The sequence below is a fragment of the Mycobacterium sp. MAA66 genome (genome assembly GCF_041261665.1).
GTDB lineage: Bacteria > Actinomycetota > Actinomycetes > Mycobacteriales > Mycobacteriaceae > Mycobacterium.
Genome location: NZ_JBGCCC010000001.1, coordinates 331,073 through 345,088, shown reverse-complemented (window position 1 = coordinate 345,088; position 14,016 = coordinate 331,073). Strand labels below are relative to the sequence as shown.

General features: G+C 65.8%; 14 protein-coding genes. 5 read left to right on the top strand and 9 right to left on the bottom strand.

Features of this window, described 5'->3' with window-relative positions; all coding sequences use genetic code 11:
• Positions 1-48: 48 nt before the first annotated feature.
• The 3 genes from dprA to ABIA30_RS01660 are packed head-to-tail and all read right to left on the bottom strand — an operon-like array spanning position 49 to position 3,058.
• On the bottom strand, positions 49-1,182 hold the full coding sequence (gene dprA, locus ABIA30_RS01670) for a DNA-processing protein DprA (protein WP_370061476.1): 1,134 nt from the start codon (positions 1,180-1,182) through the stop codon (positions 49-51).
• Positions 1,179-2,684, bottom strand: a complete 1,506-nt coding sequence (locus ABIA30_RS01665) for a YifB family Mg chelatase-like AAA ATPase (RefSeq protein ID WP_370061474.1) — start codon at positions 2,682-2,684, stop codon at positions 1,179-1,181. The genes dprA and ABIA30_RS01665 overlap by 4 nt, the downstream gene beginning before the upstream one ends.
• Positions 2,684-3,058, bottom strand: a complete 375-nt coding sequence (locus tag ABIA30_RS01660; RefSeq protein WP_370061472.1) for a YraN family protein — start codon at positions 3,056-3,058, stop codon at positions 2,684-2,686. The genes ABIA30_RS01665 and ABIA30_RS01660 overlap by 1 nt, the downstream gene beginning before the upstream one ends.
• Before the next feature lie 230 nt (positions 3,059-3,288).
• Between ABIA30_RS01660 and ABIA30_RS01655 the strand changes: the two genes are divergently transcribed.
• The 3 genes from ABIA30_RS01655 to ABIA30_RS01645 are packed head-to-tail and all read left to right on the top strand — an operon-like array spanning position 3,289 to position 6,560.
• Positions 3,289-4,299 carry an Abi-alpha family protein gene (locus tag ABIA30_RS01655; protein ID WP_370061470.1) on the top strand — a complete coding sequence of 337 codons (1,011 nt, stop codon included), beginning with the start codon at positions 3,289-3,291 and terminating at the stop codon, positions 4,297-4,299.
• A 29-nt stretch (positions 4,300-4,328) separates the two neighbouring features.
• Positions 4,329-5,747 (top strand): hypothetical protein, encoded by a 1,419-nt coding sequence (locus ABIA30_RS01650; RefSeq protein WP_370061468.1) that lies wholly within the window; start codon positions 4,329-4,331, stop codon positions 5,745-5,747.
• 27 nt (positions 5,748-5,774) lie between these two features.
• Positions 5,775-6,560 (top strand): universal stress protein, encoded by a 786-nt coding sequence (locus ABIA30_RS01645; RefSeq protein WP_370061466.1) that lies wholly within the window; start codon positions 5,775-5,777, stop codon positions 6,558-6,560.
• Between the two features lie 9 nt (positions 6,561-6,569).
• Here the strand turns inward: ABIA30_RS01645 and ABIA30_RS01640 are convergent, their stop codons facing one another.
• Complete coding sequence (locus tag ABIA30_RS01640) at positions 6,570-8,219, bottom strand: acetolactate synthase large subunit (protein ID WP_370061464.1); 1,650 nt, start codon at positions 8,217-8,219, stop codon at positions 6,570-6,572.
• A gap of 229 nt (positions 8,220-8,448) precedes the next feature.
• Between ABIA30_RS01640 and ABIA30_RS01635 the strand changes: the two genes are divergently transcribed.
• On the top strand, positions 8,449-9,798 hold the full coding sequence (locus ABIA30_RS01635) for a hypothetical protein (RefSeq protein WP_370061462.1): 1,350 nt from the start codon (positions 8,449-8,451) through the stop codon (positions 9,796-9,798).
• On the opposite strand, the gene ABIA30_RS01630 is transcribed toward ABIA30_RS01635, so the two are convergent.
• Genes ABIA30_RS01630 through ABIA30_RS01610 form a run of 5 tightly spaced genes read right to left on the bottom strand, consistent with a single transcriptional unit; the run spans position 9,724 to position 13,217 of the window.
• Positions 9,724-10,176 (bottom strand): hypothetical protein, encoded by a 453-nt coding sequence (locus ABIA30_RS01630; RefSeq protein ID WP_370061460.1) that lies wholly within the window; start codon positions 10,174-10,176, stop codon positions 9,724-9,726. The genes ABIA30_RS01635 and ABIA30_RS01630 overlap by 75 nt on opposite strands.
• Entirely contained in the window at positions 10,176-11,264 is a 1,089-nt protein-coding gene (locus ABIA30_RS01625) for a molybdopterin-dependent oxidoreductase (RefSeq protein WP_370063220.1), read from the bottom strand. The genes ABIA30_RS01630 and ABIA30_RS01625 overlap by 1 nt, the downstream gene beginning before the upstream one ends.
• 2 nt (positions 11,265-11,266) lie before the next feature.
• Positions 11,267-11,896 carry a methyltransferase domain-containing protein gene (locus tag ABIA30_RS01620; RefSeq protein ID WP_370063218.1) on the bottom strand — a complete coding sequence of 210 codons (630 nt, stop codon included), beginning with the start codon at positions 11,894-11,896 and terminating at the stop codon, positions 11,267-11,269.
• A complete protein-coding gene (locus ABIA30_RS01615; RefSeq protein WP_370061458.1) occupies positions 11,896-12,564 on the bottom strand; it encodes a DUF2064 domain-containing protein in 669 nt (222 codons plus the stop codon). Before ABIA30_RS01615 ends, ABIA30_RS01620 begins: the two co-directional genes overlap by 1 nt.
• Positions 12,561-13,217 carry a glycosyltransferase gene (locus tag ABIA30_RS01610; protein WP_370061456.1) on the bottom strand — a complete coding sequence of 219 codons (657 nt, stop codon included), beginning with the start codon at positions 13,215-13,217 and terminating at the stop codon, positions 12,561-12,563. The genes ABIA30_RS01615 and ABIA30_RS01610 overlap by 4 nt, the downstream gene beginning before the upstream one ends.
• Positions 13,218-13,320: 103 nt before the next feature.
• Here ABIA30_RS01610 and ABIA30_RS01605 point away from each other — a divergent pair, with 103 nt between their 5' ends.
• Positions 13,321-14,016, top strand: a complete 696-nt coding sequence (locus tag ABIA30_RS01605) for a response regulator transcription factor (RefSeq protein ID WP_370061454.1) — start codon at positions 13,321-13,323, stop codon at positions 14,014-14,016.

Sequence of the window (14,016 nt, the reverse complement as noted above, 5' to 3'; positions counted from 1 at the left end):
CGGCCACAGCGGTGGCTTCCTTCCAGCGGCGGTGTCGTCGCATGCCCCTCACCCTGCCCTGGCGATCCGCCACCTCCCGTCCCGCTTCTCAACCAGCCCACCGACCTCCAGTAACGCCAGCGGCCCGAGGACGCGTTCTGGCGGCAGCGCCGCACCGACCGCGATTTGCTCCAGATTGCGCCAGCCACGCGCCGGCAGGGCTTCGTAGACCAAACCTTGATCGGGTGGCAGCCCGTCCAGCGGTGTCTCGGGGTGGTCCGGCTCGTCGGCGAGTTCGCCTATCCGACCGATGATTTCGACGATCTGGTCGGCTCGGTCGACCAACGTCGCACCGTTGCGCAACAGCACGTGGCAGCCGGCCGACGACGCCGAGGTCACGGGGCCGGGCACGGCGCAGACCTCCCGACCCAGCCGTGCCGCCCACCCCGCAGTGTTGGCTGCGCCGCTTCGCAGGCCCGCCTCAACCACGACCGTGGCCCCGGACATGGCCGCTACCAGTCGATTTCGCGTGAGAAAACGGTAGCGGGTCGGCCGCTCCCCGGGCGGGTACTCGCTGATGACCAATCCAGTGTCCGCAACATGCCGCAGTAGAGCCGAGTGCCCCGAGGGATACGGCACATCGACACCGCCGGCCAGCACCGCCACGGTGACGCCGTCTCCGGCAAGGGTTGCTCGATGCGCAGCACCATCGATCCCATAAGCGCCGCCAGAGACGACCGCGGCGTCCCTTTCGACCAGCCCGGCCGCCAGCTCCGCGGTGACGTGCTCGCCATAACGCGTGCAGGCCCGCGTGCCGACGATCGCAGCGGCCCGGTTGGCGACGGCATCGAGCCGCGCAGGACCGACAGCCCACAGCACCATGGGCGCGGCCTGGTATACCCGCTGATCCGCTCCAGGGTTACTGAAGGCCGCGAACGACAAGTACGGCCATTCTGCGTCCGCAGCGGTGATGAGACGTCCGCCCAGTCGGTCCAAGACCGCCAAATCGTGTGCTGCGTAGTCAGACTCACGACGTGCAGCGACCTTGCCGGTCAACTCATGTGGTTCAGCGCCGGACCGGATCATCTGAGCTACCTCGACCGGACCGCGCTCGGCCACCAAGGCAGTCAGTTGCGGGCATGGCGGTTCGACCACCCGTGACAGGTACGCCCACGCAAGTCGCTGCGCATCGTTGTTGTTCATCGCGCCGACTCCCGAAAGCTCAGGGCGGTACCGATATCCTCCAGATTCGGAGATGCCCGACCACCGAGATCGGCCAACGACCACGCGACGCGCAGTGTCCTGTCGACGCCGCGGATGCTCAGCTTTCCGGAATCGAGGGCGGACCGTAGCGGCGCCATGGCCTGACGGCTCGGCCGAAATGCCCGGCGCAGCACCGGCCCCGGCACTTCCGCATTGGTCCGCACCCCGACCACCTGCCAACGTTCGGCGGCGGCGGCCCGCGCCGCGGCGACCCGGTCCCGGACAGCGCTGGTGGACTCGGCGGTCTGATCGGCGAAGGCCCCGGCAAGCACCGGGTGCATGCCGACCTGAAGATCGACCCGGTCCATCAACGGCCCGGACAACTTGCCCAGGTACCGGCGCCGATCCGCCGACGGGCACACGCAGTCCCTCGGATTCGGCGGGGCGCACGGACACGGGTTGGCGGCCATGACGAGTTGGAAACGGGCCGGATAGCACGCCACGCCGTCCCGCCGAGCAAGGCGGATCTGGCCTTCTTCCAGCGGTGTGCGCAATGCTTCGAGCACACTGACCCCGATCTCTGCGCACTCGTCGAGAAACAGGACACCACGGTGCGCGCGGCTGATCGCACCTGGCCGAGCCATCCCGGACCCACCGCCGACGAGCGCCGACACCGTGGAGGTGTGGTGCGGTGCCACGAACGGCGGCCGGGTGATCAGCGGAGTGTCCCCGGTCAGCAGACCGACCACCGAATGGATGGCGGTGACCTCCAGCGCCTCGTCGTCGGTCAGATTCGGCAACAACCCCGGAAGCCGTTGAGCCAGCATTGTTTTCCCGATCCCTGGCGGGCCGGTGAACATCAGGTGATGGGCACCGGCCGCGGCGATCTCGACGGCCCAGCGCGCCTGGGACTGTCCCACCACATCAGCGAGATCGACCGCATCGTCGGCCACCGGCGCCGAGGTGCCAACCCGTTCATCCAAGGGTGCCTTGCCGTTGAGCCAGGCCTGCATCTGCCCGAGAGTGCGTACGCCCCACACCTCGATGCCGTCGACCAAGCAGGCCTCGGCCAGGTTCTCGGCGGGCACCACCACCGCCGGCCATCCTTCGCGTTTGGCAGCCATCACCGCGGGCAGCACACCTTTGACCGGACGAACCCGCCCGTCGAGCGCCAACTCCCCCAGCAGAACCGTCTTTTCGAGTCGGGACCAATGTGTCTTCAGGTGCGCCGACAGTACCGAGGCCGCGATCGCCAGGTCGTACATCGATCCACCCTTGGGCAGCGTCGCCGGCGACAAGCCGAGCGTCAGGCGCGACATCGGCCAGGTGTTACCGCAATTGGTGATCGCGGCGCGCACTCGGTCGCGCGATTCCTGCAGCGCCGCATCGGGCAGCCCGACGAGATGCACACCGGGCAGCCCCGAGGTGATGTCTGCCTCGATCTCCACGATGACACCGTCAAGTCCGCGAATGGCCACAGAGTAGGCCCGTCCGAGTGCCATCAGCCGATCCCTTTCAGGTGCAGCAGTTCCGGGTGCCGACCGCCGAAGCGCACGCCGACCACATCGATCCGCAGCCCGGGCCACCGCTGGCCCTTCTCGGCCAGCCACACCCCGGCCAGCCGGCGCAGCCTACGGACTTTCTCGGGAGTCACCGCGTTTTCGACGCCACCGAACTCGGCTGTGGTCCTGGCTTTCACTTCGACGAAAACCACAGTGTCGCCGCCATTGTCGGCCGCAATGATGTCGAGTTCGCCCCAGCGGCAGCGCCAGTTCCGGGCCAGCACCGTCATGCCCTGCGACGTCAGGTGATCGACAGCGAGTTGTTCACCGAGTGCCCCGATCTCGGCGCGGCTCATGCGTGGTGGTGTGTTCATATCGCCACCGTGGCGGGTGACACCGACAGATCGCCAGCGCCGTAGGCGAAATCGTCCGGCCGGACGGTCAGTTATCCACAGTGCCCAATCCATCCACAGATCGGCCTGTTCAACGGCAAATTCCAAACCAAACCCAGTTGGCTCGCACCGCGCGTAACGTGCGAAACACGCTCAACGGCCTGACAATCGTTGACGCACACGTTAATTCACAATGGGGTGATGGAGCCGCAATGACGGACGGTCGCGAACCGGGGCGTGATGAGAACCCGCTCAGTGCTCTCATCGATCCCCTTGCACAATTGGGCATCGACACCGCGCGTGACCTCGCCGCAGCCGTGCAGTCCACCAGAGCCGCCGGTCGCGATCTGTGGCGGCTGGCCAATGTGCTCAACCGCATACCCGGTCGCGACGGTGGCGCACAACGTGATTCAGCGCTCTCGCCCGCCGACATCCCCGCTCTCGCCGCAGCCGACGATCCCGACATCGACGGCGACACCCCCGAAGACACCGCATCACTGCCGGCCACGGCACCGGCAGCCGGTCCCGGCATCGTCGGCGGGCTCAAGCGAGCAGCCGAGACGATTCTGAATCCGAGCGCGGTGCTGGGCGTCGCGGTCTCACCGGTGCGCCGCATTGTCGCCCCCGACCGCGGCACCAAAACCGACACCGATATCCAGCTGCGGGCTGTCGGCGACCAACTGATTGCCGCCTCGCAGCAGCCTGCGAAAAAGCCACCCCATCGTCATCCGGCGTTCGGCCACATCCTGGAACAGCTCAGCCCCGACGAGTCGCGCGTCGTACGTTTCCTGGCCGTCGCCGGACCGCAGCCGGCGATCGACATCCGCACCAAGACGCTGTTCCAGGTCGGTTCCGAGCGACTCGCCGCCGGTGTCAACATGATTGCCGAAATGGCCGGCTGCCGGTGGCCAGAATTCGACGACCGGTACCTGGTGAACCTGAATCGTCTTGGACTGGTGCGTTTTTCCACCGAGCCGGTCGCCGACTACCGGCGATACGCCTTGCTCGAGGTACAACCACGAGCACTGGAAGCGGCGGCGCGGGCGGCCAGCACCATCAGCGTCTACCGCAGCATCTACCTGTCGACCTTCGGCCAGCAGTTCTGCGACGTCTGCATCGACACCACCGGGTACAACACCGGCGGCTGGGCCTCGGACGAGCGCGGAGACAAGATCATCGGCAAGGGCCCACCCGACCCTGCCAAAGCCGGGCACAAGCACTGACCGACCCTCTCAGCGACAAGGACCCACCGATGACGACACTCGCCGCCGGCCCTTTCCTCGATTGGGAGCACCTGACCGGCCAATCCAAGTTCGTCGTCGACATCATCAGCGTGCCGATATTCAGCATGATCGCCGGCTTGATCACCAACTGGACCGGCGTCATCATGTTGTTCGCGCCGGTCCGATTCACCGGGTTCTACGTGCCCGGGCTGCGGCGGGTATTTCCTTATCTGCCACGCAAATTGCAGATCCTGCCGACGTTCGCACCCAACGGGATTCTCGGCTTTCAGGGCTTCATTCCCTGCCGGGCCGAAAAGATGGCCAGCCTGATCGTCGACACGTCCATCGCCCGAATCGGCAAGATCAGCGACTTCTATCAACAACTCGACCCGGACAAGCTGGCCAAGACCATCGCCAAAGCCGCCCGACCGGACATCCGCAGGCTGACCACCGAGATCATCGAAGCCAGACATCCGCAGCTATGGCAGTCGCTGCCACCGGCCATGCGCGACCAGATCATCTCGACCGTAGACGCCGAATTGCCGGCAATATCCAAACGGGCCTTCGCCAACATCGGTCAGTACATCGACCAGCTGTTGAACGTCAAACTCATGACGGTCAATTACCTGCGGCGCAATCCAGAAGTCCTGCGCGACATCATCCGAGGGATGGCCGTACCGGAACTGCGCTTCATGGTCCGCGTCGGCGCCCTCGGATTCCCGTTCGGCATCGTGTTGGCATTGTGGTTGTCGCTGATCTACTACTCGGGCAGCGAGGCCGCCGAGCATGCCGCCCATGGCGGCTTCGTCATACACCTGCCGAGCTTCCTGAACTCGGCTCTGCACCTGCTGCCCACCTGGCTGTGGGTGCTGGCGGGTGCCGCAGTGATCGGGATCTTCGTCAACATCATCGCGATCAAGGTGGTGTTCGAACCCGGGGAACCGCAACCGCGTTACAAGTACCTCTGGAAGCAGGGCCTGTTCGCCAAGCGCCAACACCAGGCTGCCCATGAGCTCGCGACGATGCTGTCGCTGCAGGTGCTGACCGTGCAGAACTTCGCCCACGAGCTGCTCAACGGAGCCAGCGCCGACAAGACTCGTGCGCTCATCGAAGCCTCCGTCGCCGAAGAGGCCGAACGCATTCTCGGACCGTTCATCGTGGTGGCCCGAAACTCATTCGGGGTTGTCGATGTCAAAGGCCTGCAACGGGGCGCCGGAGACACCCTGGTCGAATTCGCGCCCAGCGTCCTGTATGACCCGGGGTTCAACAAGGCGCAGGCGAAGAAGATCGAAGCTTTCGCCACCGAGAAATTCCGGGCCTTACCCCCGGACAAATTCGGCGAGATGCTCTACTCGGCAATCGAACAGGACGCCTGGCTGCTGTACGCACACGGCGGCCTGCTGGGCATCCTCGTCGGCGCCGTCCACATGCTCATCTTCGGTGCCTGATCTCCCCACCGACCGAAAGGACCGGCCGTGGCGCCCTATTCGAAGATTGTCACCGGCACCGACGGCTCTGAGGCAGCCTGCGACGCCATCACCGTCACCGGTGTCATCGCCGCGGCCACGGGCATTCCGGTCGCGGTGGTAACCGCGTGGAAGTCCAGTGTGGCAGTGCCCGGCGGACGCGAACAGCCCTGGGCCGATCTGACCGCACGCGGCGCCGACGTCGACCTCACCGCGATGGGGGTGACGACCATCAAGCAGTTTCCGTTGCAGGGCAACGCCTTCGACGCACTCGTCAGGATCGCGAACCGCTCGTCACATGCGCTCATCGTCGTTGGCGCCGCGGGCCTCGACCAGACCTCCAGCCGGCTGCTCGGCAGCACGTCAAACCAGTTGTCCCACAACAGTCCGGTGGATGTCCTGTTCGTGCGCCGCCCGGTTCAGAAGTTCACCTCTGTGGCACTGGCCACCGACGGCTCCCCGACCTCGCTACGGGCCGTCCGCGCCGGAGTGGATCTCGCGGCAGCAGTCGGGGCTCGGCCCGTTCTGGTCACCGCGGCCGGTGACACCGCAAGCGGCACTGCGACATTGACGGACGTTGCAGACCAATTGGACACCGCCGAACTTGAGCATCGGATATTGCTCGGCAGCCCGGCCGATGCGCTGATCTCCACTGCCGACAACTACGACCTGCTGGTGATCGGCAATCGTGGGATGTCGGGGTTCGCCCGGGTGCTGGGGTCCACTGCCAACACCATCACCCACCGCGCAACGTCAAACCTGCTGCTGGTCAACACCGCTCCGGCAGCGGGGTGACTCTTCTGGTCAGAGCGTGTCGTCGAGCTGGCCGAGCCGATCGGTCAGCCGCATATTCTCCGAGTAGTCGACCGGGCAGGCGATCAACGAAACTCCCTCGTCGGCGAGGGCCAGACGCAGCGTCGGTAGCAGCTCGTCGGCGGAATTGATCCGATATCCCTTGGCCCCGAAGCTCTCCGCGTACTTGACCACGTCGGGATTGGTGAAGCCCACGTAGTAGTGCTCTCCGAGCTCGAGGTCCATTTTCCATTCGATGAGCCCATATCCGCCGTCCTCCCAGATCAACACCACCAGCGGAATACGTTCGCGGACTGCCGTTTCGATCTCCTGGCTGTTCATCAGGAACGCGCCATCGCCCATCACGGCGAGCACCTTGGCCTCGGGCCGGGCCAGCTTGACTCCCAGCGCACCTGGCAAGGAAAACGCCATGGTCGACAATCCGTTGGAGATCAGGCAGGTGTTGCGCTCATAGGTCGGGTACAGCCGCGCCATCCACATCTTGGCCGCGCCCGTGTCGACCAGCACCACATCGCCCCGGCCGAGCGCCGCCCGGGTGTCGGCGACGATTCGTTGCGGCGCCAACGGGAACCGCGCGTCCGCCTGCCCCCTGGCGAACTCCTCGGCGAGCAGCCCAGCGCCGGGAGCGCACGGTTCCTCGTCATATCGCCGTCCCGCCATCGCCACCCGAACGGCATCCAGCGAGGCGCTGATATCGCCGATGATCCCGACGTCAACCGAGTAGTGGGCATCCACCTCGGCCGGGAAACGGTGGATGTGCACGATGCGTTTGTCGGCCAAAGGGTTGATGCGCACCGGGTCGAACTCCTGCAGTTCGTATCCGACGGCAATGATCAGGTCCGCGTCGTCGAACCCGAAGTTGACGTAGTCGTGCCGCATGAAGCCGATGGTGCCCATGCTGTTCGGATGATCGTCGGGCATCACACCTTTTCCGTGGAAGGTGTTGGCCACCCTGATGCCCAGCTGTTCGGACAGTCGCACCAATGCTGCGGTCGCGTCGGCGCGAGCAGCACCGTGACCGGCCAGGATCACCGGTCGGGTGGCGTTGTTGAGAACCTCGACGGCCCGCACCACCTGACTGGGAGAAGGAGCCTCGGGTCGAACGACGTTGCGCGGCAAGGGCCCCAATGCGTACTCGAATTCATCGGCGTCGATGTTTTCCGGGACAGCCAGATACACGGCCGCGGGGCGTTCGGTCTCGGCGAGCTTGAATGCCTTGCGAAACATCTCGGGAATGGCCAATGGCGTGGGAAGCCCGTCGGACCACCGCGTGATCGGCACGAACATCGACACCAGGTCCACGTACTGGTGAGATTCCTTGTACTCGCGGTTCTGCCCGACCTGTGCAGACAGCGCCACCAGCGGCGTGCTGTTCGTGGTTGCGTCAGCCACGCCGAGTTGCATGTTGATCGCGCCGGGGCCCAGTGTCGTCGACACCACCGCGGGCCGCCCCGTCACGCGACCGTACATCTCGGCCATGAATGCGGCAGCCTGTTCGTGGCGGGTCAACACGTAACGGATCGTCGATGACCCGGCAAGTGCCTGGACGAACCGGATGTTCTCCTCGCCGGGTATGCCGAATACCAGCGAAACACCTTCAGCCTCAAGGCACTCGACCATCAGTTGCGCTGCTGTGGGCATCGCGGGGCTCCGATCTGTCGACCGTCACGTTACGCCGGCGACGACGCCGCGCACGCGCGTCGGGCCAAATCGCCTCGCGCGGTCAGATGCCGATCTCGTGCCGCTGGGAGCCGAGATCGGTGATCCCGCACTCAAGGACGCAACCGGCACCTGCCGGCGGCGGTGAACCGTCATCCCGTCACACATTGGTCAGTTCTTCCGGCGACTTCGTCCCATAGGGTGATTGGTCGTGAGGCCAGGACGTCGCGAATCTATCGCCGCAGGTTCGGCGGCCGTGTTGGTGCTGGCGGCATTTGTCGTCCCCCTGCTGCATCTCGGAATCGTCACGCCACTCATCCACAGCACAGCCGGGCAGATCCAGGCCTTCGCGCAGACCGCACCGATCTTCGGCTGGTGGGATGCCCATGTCGGTTGGGGTACCGGGCCCGCGGTGCTGATCGCAATCTGCGCGGTGCTGTGGGGGCCGACGGTCGCCGCCCGGATCCGGTGGCCTGCGTTGCCTTGGGTGGTGTGGGCGGCATCGCTGTGCTGGGCGTTCGCTCTGGCCATGGTGGACGGCTGGCAACGCGGCTTCGCCGGTCGGTTGACCGCGCCGAACGAGTATCTGCGCCAGGTGCCCACCGTGCACGATCTGCCTGAAGCGGTGCGCACCTTTGCATCGAGAATCCCTGACTTTCAACCGAATTCGTGGATCACCCATGTTTCGGGACATCCGCCGGGATCCTTGCTGACGTTCGTATGGTTGGACCGCCTCGGCCTGGGCGGCGGCGCCTGGGCAGGTTGGTGGTGCACGCTGATCGGCACCAGCGCGGCCGCGGCCATCGTGGTGGCAATCCGGACCATATCGGGCGAGGCCGCTGCCCGGTCCGCGGCACCGTTCGTCGCCGTGGCCCCCACGGTCATCTGGATCGCGGTGTCGGCCGATGGCTACTACGCAGGCGTCGCCGCGTGGGGTATCGCGTTGCTGGCCAAGGCGACCCGCAATCAACGGCCGGTCCTCACCGCAGCCTGCTCCGGGTTGCTGCTGGGCTGGGGCATCTTCCTGAACTACGGCCTGGTATTGATCGGATTTCTCGCGGTGGCCGTCCTGTGCACCGCCCCCGACCGAAGGTCAGCGATCCGCGCCGCGGTCTGTGCAGCCGTTCCGGCATTGCTGGTCGTCGCGACATTTGCCATCGCCGGATTCTGGTGGTTCGACGGATACACACTGGTGCAGCAACGCTATTGGCAGGGCATCGCCAGCAACAGGCCGTTCCAGTATTGGTCATGGGCCAACCTGGCATCGGTGGTGTGCGCAATAGGCGTCGGTTCCGTGGCCGGAATCAGTCGCGCGTTCGACATCGATGCAGTGCGTCGACGTTCTGGCATGAACCTATTGGTACTCGCCGCATTGTTGGCCATCATCTGCGCCGATGTCAGCATGCTGAGCAAGGCCGAGACCGAGCGGATCTGGCTGCCGTTCACGGTGTGGCTGACGGCCGCCGGTGGGCTGCTGCCCGCGACGTCACGGCGTTGGTGGCTCGCTCTCAACGTCGTCGGTGCCCTGGCGCTCAACCACCTCATTCTTACGAACTGGTAGCAGCCGACCGAGAGCGATAACCCAGACCACGGTCAGCGAAATCCACAGTCCAGCATGGTAATTACGGTCGAGTACGGTGCTGTTGTCCGGATGCCGTCCCGGTTTGTCGAAAACCGGTACCGCCAGTGTCAGCAGAACCACGCTGCACAGGGCCGCCACCGCAACCGGCGCCTGCCAGCGTTCGGGCAGCAGCTTGCGACCGGCGAAACCGACGGCCACACAGAGCGGGGCGAACACCGCGTCATGGATGAGGACGGCGGCGAGTGCCCAGGTCAGAATCCGGATCAGGATCACCTGCGGATTCGCGCTGAGCAACGTTGCCCCGTAGACGGCAAGGCACAGTCCAATTGCGGCCAAACCCGCTCGGATCACCCTCATCACACCATCTCGATTCGGGATAGCCACTTGGTCTGCAGTACGCCGGGTCGCGACGGCGCGATGAGCCGGCACGGGTAACCGTGGTCCGCGTCAAGCGTTTGGCCGTTGAGTCGCAAAGCAACCAGGGTCAATCGGTCGCGGGCATGACGGGCCGGCAACACAGTCCGCGAGTACGGACCGGGCGGCTCCAGCGAGACCATCCGCACGTCGTCGTGCGGCGAGCCCCCGACCGCCTCGACGAGGTCGGCCAGCACCACCCCGGTCCATTCGGCGTCGGCGCTCCAGCCTTCGACGCATGCGATGGGCAGCCGGTGCGTCGACTGCGGCAAGGCGTTCAAGTCCGCCAGCGAGAAAGCCCGACTCCTGGTTCCGTTGACCACCGTCAGCCGGTAGTTCGGCGAATAGGCGCCGACCAACACGCCGGCGGCGATCGCACTGCGGTTCACCGGAATACCCTGCGGCCCTTGGCCTGATCGGGGGGCCAGCACCGAGACGCGCCGCAACAGCGGCACCGCCTGACCGGCCGTGGCCAGCGTGGCGACTGCGGCCGCCAGCCAGGTACCGCGCAACACGCTGCGCCGGGTCGGGCCGGTGACCCCTTCTGTCGACGCAGCCTCGATGGGCTCGCCCAGGGCCCGCCGGATCACCGGCAGCTTCACCGCCAGATGAACCAGCACGGCGCCGAGGGCAAGGTAAGCGACCGCGTAATGGTTGGTGGTGAAGAAGAATCCGAATACGTACCACTGGGCGATGTTGAGCAGTCCGGTCGAAAGTTCGAAGAGGATCGCGCCGACCAGGACCAGTATCGAGAGCCGTTCCAGTTGGCGCGTGATGCCACCGATGATCGGACGTTCGAACAGTTTCGGCCACACCGACCACAGTTTGACGACGGTCAGTGGGATGGCGGCGATTCCGGACGCGACATGGGTGCCTTGTGTCAGCCGGTACAGCCAGACCGGTCGGGTCGGCCAGTCGAACCACGGCTGGGGGTGCTGAATGAGGTGACTGAGCAATCCGGTGACAAAGCAAACGGTGATCGCGACGCCTAGTGCGACCCCGACGCGGGCAGTGACCGCCGTACCCCGCAAGCTCACGACAGCTCCAGAGTTGCCAGCAGCCGGCTACCGATCGGGTGGACCGTGGTGATCGCCAGGCCGGCCTCGTGAGCGACCCGAGCCGCACTGTCGATGCCGACCGCCGCCCACCGAAACCACGGACCTATGGTGCGTGCCGATTCGAGCCGCACCCATTGGTACTGAATTCCGATTGGCGCCGAATCGAATTCGGCCAGGCACACGCCGCCGCGTCGAAGGAGTTCACCTGCGCGACGCAGGACTCGCAAGGGGTCGCCACCCAACCCGACATTGCCGTCGGCCAACAAGACGGTCTGCCAGCGGCCGGTTCCGGGCAGCGGATCGAACACATCACGACGAAGCGCCGGCGCACCACTGCGCCGAGCGATCTCCACTGCGGTGGCCGATTGGTCCACGCCGAGGGCCGGCACTCCCCGTCTGATCAGATCGGCGACCAGTCGGCCCGGGCCGCAGCCGAGATCTATTGTCGGTCCATCGCACCGTTCCAAAACCGCTCGGTCGAACCGTCGGTCGCTGCGATGCCCGCCAAGCCAGTTGTGCACCGGCAGTCGTTGTACCGTGCCATCGACGTGCCGGATCCAACATCGTTCGCCCACCAATGCGCGCTCGTAGAGATTGCCGAACATCACACCCCCAGCTCAGTGGTAGTTCGATGAAAGTTGCTCTCGAGCAGACAATGTCGGCGCACCGCACTGATATCGCCGATGGTGTCGACGTCGGACAGCGAAGCGACGAGTTGCACCCGAAGACCCGCGGCGCGCAGCGCCCGCAGCGACAGCTCTCCGGTATCCGGTCGCGACATCGGCACCGTGCGCAGACATCCGGCGAACTCCGGATCGTGCAGACCCAGCAGCCACCAGCCGCCGTCCGTGGCCGGACCGAGTACTGCTTCCGCGCCCAGCAGAGCACGCGCACACTCGCCCAGCGCGTCCGCGCTGACCTGGGGTGTGTCCATCCCGATCTGCAGAACTGGGTAGCCCGCACGTGCCGCGTCCAGATGCGCATTGGCAAGCCGATCGGCGAAGTCGCACCCGCGCTGATCGAATACCGTGAATGCCGCCAACCGATTCCGAATGTCAGCGGACGCTCGAGCCTGGGTCAGGTCGCCGGTCAGCGCCACCGCACGGGCGGCAACCGGAGCCGCAGCCACCGCATCGAGCGTGTCCAACAACGCCGCGGCGGCGATGTCCGCGGCAGCCTCGGCACCGACGGCGGCGGCCAGCCTGGTCTTTGCCAGCCCCGGCACCGGAGCCTTGGCGACCACCACCACTGTCACGGGCAGCACGTCACTCATCGGATTCGCCGCCAGAAGTCCACTGCTGCAACAGCACTGCCACGAACCGAGCCGCTGACCTTGGACACGCCACCGATGCGCGGCCCGTAGGTGACGTCGCGTTCGACCACCTTCCAGCCGGCCCGCGCGGCACGCACCAGCAGCTCAACGGGATAGCCGGAACGCCGATCCACAATGCCCAACGACAACAAGGCATCACGGCGGCTGACCCGCATCGGAGCGATGTCATGCACGGGCAGGGCGAATTTGGACCGCAGCCGCCAGCTCACCACTGCGGTACCTGCCCGCGCATGCCACGGCCAACGCAATCCCGGCACCGCGCGACGGCGGCCGACAACCAGATCGGCGCCGAGTTCCAGTTCGTGCACCAACGCCGGCACCGCCCGCGGGTCGAGCGAGCCGTCCGCATCGAGCACCGCGACGACCGCGCCATCGGCGGCCACTACCCCGGCATGCACAGCCGCCCCGTAGCCCGGCCGCGCCTCGTAGACGACCTCCGCACCGTACTCACGTGCCACCCGGGCGGTGTCGTCGGTGCTGTTGTTGTCCACCACCATCACCTGGTACCCCTCAGGAATGCCGGCCAACACCGCCGGCAGCGACTCTGCCTCGTTCAGACAGGGCAGCAGCACGGTGACCGGAGTAGACGGCATGCCAAAAACCTAAGCCGGTGTCGCCGCCGGTGAAAGGTGTCCAGTGATGACGAAACTGTGACGTCCACGCAGGTAGCGACCCAGAAGCACTACTGTCGATACGGTGAGCACTGTGCTGATCGCCGATGACGACCCCGTCGTGCGGGATGTGGTGCGCCGCTATCTGGAACGCGATGGACACGACGTCGCCATCGCCCGTGACGGTTCCGAGGCCCTGCAGTTACTGCATTCCACCCGAGTCGATCTGGCGGTGCTCGATGTGATGATGCCCGGACCCGACGGGCTCGAGCTGTGCCGAAGCGTGCGCTCCGACGAGGGCTACGGCATGCCTGTCATCCTGCTGACCGCGCTCGGCGAGGAAGATGACCGTATCGCCGGCCTGGAAGCCGGCGCCGATGATTATCTGACCAAGCCGTTCAGTCCGCGTGAGTTGGCGTTGCGCGTGCGCAGCGTGTTGCGCCGGGCCTCGGAAGTGACGACAACCGCGCCGTTGGAGTTCAACACTTGCGGCCTGCAGGTGTCCGCGGCCAGCCGCTCGGCAACCGTCGATGGCGTACCGATGAACCTGACCAACCGGGAGTTCGATCTCCTGGTTTTTCTGCTGTCCCATCCCGACACGGTGTACTCCCGCGAACAACTGCTGAAACTGGTGTGGCAGTGGGATTTCGGCGATCTGTCCACCGTCACCGTGCACATCAAACGATTGCGCGCCAAGCTCGGAAACCACCACCGGGTGCAGACCGTGTGGGGTCGTGGCTACCTGTGGAGCACCGAAAGACAACCCGGCCAGGAGTACTGA